The following is a 6,441-nucleotide window of genomic DNA, read 5'->3' on the forward strand; positions in this document are numbered from 1 at the left end:
CCGGCCGCCCGGTCACACGCACGATCCGCACCGCGCCCCCACGGAACCCCCGATCGAACTTGCGTCTCTTCTCCGCCATCCAGCCTTTCCTCTATGGTCAGGCCTCCACGGTACGAGGGGAAACGCACCTGGTCGTACTAGCGGTGGCACTGCTTCGCCGAGTCACCGATGCGGCCGCGCCGGAACACGCAAGTCCATGACGGTGAATGCCGAAGCAGCGACGCTGGAACGGTGGAAGCCACTAGGACCCCGGTCGGGCGCTCGTAGATGACGGTCGCGTCTGTGGCGATCAGCCAGCGGCCACCGGCGATCGGCGTGTCGGATGCCTCCACGTAGATTTCGACTACGGTGCGTGGGCGGGTCGCTCGGGCAGCCGTGGGTGCGCGGTCGCCGGCCCTGCCGGTCGACGCGTGCGCCCGCTGCCCGGTCGGCTCGAGCCATGCGCTGTCCTCATGACTCTCGGATACAGCCACTGCGCGCACACCGCGCGCGGGCGTGCCCGGTGCGGCGGCCGCGGCCGCCACGACAGCAGGGATTGTCGCGCGCGACGGACACTCGCCTACACCGGCGCTCCCGGATCGCGGTGGGCCAGAGGCAAGCGCGGTGGCTCTGCGGGGGTTGGGTTGTCTTTCATTGTCCGCGGTTGGGTGGTGCGCGGTTGCTGCGCGGGCCGACTGCGGCTGTGTGGGTGCGGTGTGGATCGTGAGAGGTAGGGGAGTGGGTCGGTGGTGTTGGCTGAGCCAGTGCTTCCAGGCTGCTCGGTGTTGGTGATGGTGAGCCAGGCGCTGGATTCGCTGCTGGTGAAGCCCGTGCGCGTGGGCGATGTCATCGAGGCTGACGGTTCCTTGCTGGAGGTGGCCGTGGGTGTGGTTGATGAGTCCGGCGGTGGTGAGGATGGCCAGGGCGTTGTATCCGGCGCTGGGACTCACCCAGGCTGCGGCGAACACATCTGCGGGCGTGGTGAGCCGGTCGCGGGTGATGAGTTCATGCAGGCGGCGGCAGTGCAGCCCAAGGACGGTCCAGGCGGGATGGACGGGTTCGACCCGCATGCGGCTGATCTGGATGTGGTCGGGGCGGACGGGACGGTGGCCGCTACGCGGTGTGACCAGCGCGTAGCGGTCGGCGGCTAGTCTGCGGCCTGCGCGGGTACGCAAGATGGGTGCGCCGGGCAGATCTCGCAGCTCCCGCAACACGCCCCACACGGTGGATTCGGGCAGATCGCCAGCGGTCAGTGACAGCGACCGGCCACCGAACTCGACGATGGGCACACCACGCGTGAGGTGTCCTCCTACCGCGGAAGCCCACGCTAAGGCCTGCAGCACCGCCAGCACGGTCCAGCGCCGCGGGGATCGAGGCCACTGCGCGTGCGTCCACAGCGTCGCGGCGGCCAGCCATCGCTGTTGGGTGTGCGCTGCTGGGTTGTGCGCGGACCCCCCTGTGTCTTTTTTCTTGTGCGCCACCGACAGGAATTCGGGGGCGGTGCGCTCGGCCCACCGGCAGGCCGAGATCCAGTCGCGGTGCATCGCTGCGTCAGCGCCCCGGCCGTAGCGGCGGTAAGCGTCGGCGAACCCGCGCCAGCTGCCACCGGCGGTCGGTAGCTGGGCGCGCACGTCGAGGTAGGAGTAGCCGCGCACGACAGCGGCGGCCAGCACGGATTGGCGCGCGGCAGAGCGATCCAGGCGACCCGCGCGCGTCGTCCAGCGGCCATCGGGCGGCGCTGCGCCGTCGCGCGCGAAGGCCGTGACGGCGGTGGAGATCCGGCCCCGACGGCGATATTCCGCGCGTAACCGCGCGCACTCGCCGTCGCCGCCCCACAGCTGCATGTCGTGCGCGACTGCGGCGGCTGCGCGCGCCGCGCGCGATGTCGCGCGTGCTGCGCGCGCGATGGTCGCGTCGTGCGCGATTCCGGCCAACAGGTGGTGCAGTCGGGCGACGAAGCCGGGCGCGGATCGAGTGCGCAGGGTGTCGATGGCGTCGTCGAGGCTGCTGTCGAGGCGGCGGTATCCGCCTTGTTTGCAGCGTGATCCGGGAGGGGTGATGCAGCCGGTGGCGGGGTTGAGCATCGGTGTGATGTCCAGGCTGGATAGCCGCGCCGCCAGCAGGCGCATGAGGGATTCCGCCTGGGCGAGGTCGAGGGTGACCCCGAGGGGTAGGGGGATGAGGATGTGGCGGCCGCCGCTGGTGGAGTAGTCGGTGATCGCGCGGCCGCCGGCCTCCCGAATCCATGCCAGGCAGCACTGGACGTCGCGTTCGACCGCGGCGACGCCGTCGCGGGTGCTGTCGAAGTCCAGCGCCAGCAGACGGGTCCGGCCGTGCAGATAGATCGGCACCGCCGCGGGCTGATCGGGCAGTCTTCGGGTCAGTGTTTGGGCGCGGTCGTTATAGCCATCCAGGCTGGGCTTCCATAGGCGCATGGAGCGGCGAGCGGCCAGTAATGGTGCGAGTCGAGCAAACGCTTCGTGCGCGGCAGTGGCGGCCTCATCCAGAGCCGGTGGGGCAGGGGTGTTCTCCGTGCTGCGGGGTAGCCGCGCTGGCGACCGGTATGGAACGCCCATGCCACGGTCAGTATTTGATGCCGTGACAAGACGTGCGCTACCCTCGGAGATGCCTATCATGAGCAACCTTCGGGTTGTATTTCAGAAGTGCCCTCAGTTGCAGCTGGGGGCCTTCGTCATATCTGGAGTTGTTGTGAGCTGACGCTTACGAAATCGGCCGGGGCGTGCGCGACTTTTGTGCGTCCAGATCGCGCACACCCACCATCAATTCGACTGAGGGTCAGGCGGAGTTGATCGAAGGCCCCACCCCCTGTCTGGATCCGCTTTGAAAGCCCATCGACTCCGCGCGAGTTACGATGCGATCGACAGTCGAGCGGGGCCACTTGCCGCGGGTGATCTGCCTCAGTTCGGTCGCGATCGCGTACCGGTTCACGCCACGCTCAGCAAGTCGCAGGTGCTCCTCGATCTCTCCTTCTGGCTTCTGGGTCAACCTGCTGCGTACCAGTTCTCGTGCGATTCGACGGCATTGGTCAGGCTCTGATACATCGACCAGCACCCGCTCGGGCAGGTGCGCTTGCTGCTGCGGTATCGGGCGGTGTTGATGGGGCTGCGCGACCGAACTCCGCTCTGGTTCGTCGGTCGCCGCCGCAAGGCCGGTTGCCTCCGCACTGGGAGCAATGGTCTGAGCTACCACCGACGTGAGGCGGTCGTCTACATCGAGGGCGGGAAGGTTCGGATCGGCACCGCGAGCGCCACCGACAGCATGGCCTGCGAGGTCTGACACATGGTCAGGGCCGTTGGTTTGACTGACCATGCTGATGAGCCGCGCGTAGCGAGCGGCCACCCAGGCGTGCAACCGCATCAGTACAACAACCATCACCGGCGCGACCGCATACTCGACCGCGCGGCCGAAGTTTCCTTCCGCGAGATGAGGCCCGGTGTTCAGGCCGACCGTTGCGGTCAACAGGCAGGCCTCGAAGAGCAGAATTTTGCGGCGTTCGACCGTGACACCCAACCGCGCGGCGGTGGCGGCCTGCGCCATCACCTCGAGGATCGGCACCGAGATCATCGCCTCGATCCCGAATGACAGCAGCCACAACAGCCACCACGACACGCCTGTCGGCCCGCCCTCGGGCACGAGATTGCGACCGACGTTCACCGCAGACCACACCAGCCCGACCACGATCACCGCGCGCAGCCGCAACGACGACCACGTCGCGCGACGGTGCAGCATGCCCTCCAACGCATCCGGGCTGGTGGCACGGCGACGGTCCGCCCGAGCTCGCGCATGCCACCGCAGCTCACGCTGTTCACTCTCCCGAATCCGCGCCGCGGTACGCCGAGCTCGATTTCTCGACGCACGCTCACGGCGAACCTCGCTCCGACGATCGCGCCGGCCGCGCGCGCGAATCCATCGACGCAGTCTCTGCTCGGCTTCGAGCTCGCTCCCATCGATCGCGTCGTACAACGCCGGATCTTGCAGAGCAGGCAGACACGCTTTCGCCGCTGCGAGGCGGAGAGCGAGGTCATCCGGATCCAGAGCGTTAGGGCGACGCATACGCGGGCGCACCGGCAATCGACTGCGACGGTTCCTGGATGTGTTGCCCACCGGCGGCGGGTGTGCTGATCTTGTAGTCGGATCGGTCTGACCCGCAACGGGATTCATCTCGTTAGTTCCTCCGGGTGCACAGGTAGGAGTTTGGGGCGAGAGGATGCGGTTCCCCGGTCAGGGCGGACAGCGCATAGGCCACTTCTTCGCGGGTCGCGCGGGTATAGATCAAGGTGGCGCCATCGGTGTGGTTGTCGGCGTGTCCGGCATATGCCTTTGCCACGGCGTGGCCGAAATTGCGCTCTACCCATGTCAACGTGGTGTGGCGCAGCCAGTGGCAGGTGATTCCCTGCTGCTTGACCCAGGTCAGCTGCTGGCCGATCTGATTCCAGATGGTGTTGAAGCGCATTGTGCTGATCGGATCGCCATTGCGGTAGCGCAGAAGTCTTTCGTTGGCTTTGGCGGTTATCGGCCTGCCGTTCTGCGCTTGTGGATTTGGTTCATCGCGAAGGTGGGCGCGCGAATCGTGGTGTTTCAGAAGCGCGCGCATGAGAGTCGGCGACACGGGTTGCCACCGCTCGGTGTTTCCCTTCTCGCGCAGCAGGACTAGGCACTGGTCCGGGTCCAGATCGCGTTTCCTCAAAGCCAGGATGCCGCCCCGGCGACAAGCGGTTTCGGTGCAGAATCGAAGGATGAGTGTGGTGAGTTCAGGGTCATCGCCATGCTCTGCCGCGACACGGTTGATCTCCGCGAGACGGTCGGTCGGTATCGCGCCACGGCTGGAAGGGCGTCGTCTGGGTTTGACTAGTTTGGCTGCGGGATTGTCTGCGGGCCGGATCAGGTTGTCATCGACGGCATGACGGTAGAGACAGCGCAATGCATTAGTCGTTGTCTGGACGACGCCGATCCCACCACGGTCGCTGCGCCGGACATCGCGTTGATCCTGGAGTGTCGCGATAAGTCGTTTGAACTCTGTGATGGTCGGCTCGTCGAGTCGGCGATCCGGCCATAGCTTGACGATCCGGTTCCAATAGCTACTGTACAAATCGCGTGTTCTGCCGGGAGGCATGGCGGCATAGACGATGGGTACGTACTCGGCGAAAGTCGGCACGAGCCGCTTCGACTGAGCGGCCATGAGGTCCTCGAGGGTCACTCCCAGTCTCTCGAGGAGCAATTGTGCGGTCTGCACTTCGACGTTCGACGCTGACATTGTCATCGGACCACCTCGGAGGGTGTCGTTGCTTGCCTTGCACGCGCGACCATCGCGGCGACAGCATCAGGGGGGAACATCAGAAGGACGTTTTCTCTGGGATCTGCGACGAGGAGGATCCGATCAGCGGCGCGTACGCCAACCTTGCGACGGAATCGAGCGGGAAGCCGGATGTCGCCAACAGCAGTGATCCACAGTTCGGGATCCCCGAAGCGCCCGACGACGACTGCGTTGCCCTCGAGCCTGTATCCGAGCCGCACGCCGGGCCGCCAACCGAGAGCGGCGAGAAGCGCCCTTTCGATCACTCTGCCCCTGGCGTCTAGACGCCGCACACTGCAAAGCCACTGCGGCTGACACCGAGATGGACGCTGATGCAGCGTCGTGACAGGACGGTCGTTCCGAATGTTCATCTGACCGGCAACCGCTGGAAGAGGGCCTCGGCTGGGCAGGACCGGCGGCAAGATGTGGTTCACAACGGCCACCCCCCGCCAGCTGACCGCAGGCATGGGGAGATCAGACGTCGGTACGAGGTGCCAGAACTGTTGTAGAGCACCTGCCAGGTTGCGAGATCGCTACGGAAATGTGTCCTAACCGGACATCGTGTATTTCGGGGAGAACGTACCGAAGGAGCGGGTCGCCGCGGCCTACGAGCTCGTCGACGCGGCGGACGCGCTGCTGGTCGCCGGGTCGACGCTGACGGTGATGTCCGGGCTGCGCTTCGTCCGTCATGCGGTCAAGCACGGGCGTCCGGTCGTCATCGTCAATCGTGGCCGCACCCGCGGCGACGAGCTGGCCGCGCTCGTCCTGGACGCGGGATGCTCTGATGTTCTGCCCGCTCTTGCCGAGCGCCTCAGCGAAATACGCGTCCCGGCAACGGATCAGCGCGATGTGCTCGCTATGGCCGAACCGGCCGAGCGCGTGTGATCGAACTTCGGCCGGATCAACGCGGGCGGGTATCTCGCCTGTTTCGGACGCTCGGCAAATTCCACTGCCGGTCAATGGCTCGGGGCGGCCTGGCGGGTATCTCGCCTGGTGACGCGTTTTCCGCCCCCCGCCAAGGGCGGCTAGGCCCTGTGTCGAAGTGATGAGGGCGGGCCTGGTGGCCTGCCTTCACTCGTTTCGGAGCCATTGGTTGATCACGGCGATGTGGATGGTGGCCAGGTAGCGGACGGCGAGCTTGTCGTACC

At 66.3% G+C, this 6,441-nt stretch carries 3 protein-coding genes and 1 pseudogene; 1 reads left to right on the plus strand and 3 read right to left on the minus strand.

Annotated features, from left to right (window positions below; translation table 11 throughout):
• Positions 1–137: 137 nt before the first annotated feature.
• The 3 genes from IU459_RS36240 to IU459_RS36250 all read right to left on the minus strand — a co-directional run bounded on the left by IU459_RS36240 (position 138) and on the right by IU459_RS36250 (position 5,260).
• Positions 138–2,414: a hypothetical protein gene (locus tag IU459_RS36240; protein ID WP_228839008.1), complete on the minus strand. Its 2,277-nt coding sequence runs from the start codon at positions 2,412–2,414 to the stop codon at positions 138–140.
• Between the two features lie 361 nt (positions 2,415–2,775).
• Complete coding sequence (locus IU459_RS36245; protein ID WP_195134109.1) at positions 2,776–3,729, minus strand: hypothetical protein; 954 nt, start codon at positions 3,727–3,729, stop codon at positions 2,776–2,778.
• 436 nt (positions 3,730–4,165) lie between these two features.
• Positions 4,166–5,260: a tyrosine-type recombinase/integrase gene (locus IU459_RS36250; RefSeq protein ID WP_195134110.1), complete on the minus strand. Its 1,095-nt coding sequence runs from the start codon at positions 5,258–5,260 to the stop codon at positions 4,166–4,168.
• A gap of 585 nt (positions 5,261–5,845) precedes the next feature.
• On the opposite strand from IU459_RS36250, the pseudogene IU459_RS36255 reads away from it, so the two are divergent.
• Positions 5,846–6,178 (plus strand): annotated as a pseudogene (locus tag IU459_RS36255) (Sir2 family NAD-dependent protein deacetylase); the annotation flags it as partial.
• Positions 6,179–6,441: the final 263 nt, after the last annotated feature.

The sequence above is a fragment of the Nocardia amamiensis genome (assembly GCF_015477605.1).
Lineage (GTDB): Bacteria > Actinomycetota > Actinomycetes > Mycobacteriales > Mycobacteriaceae > Nocardia > Nocardia amamiensis_A.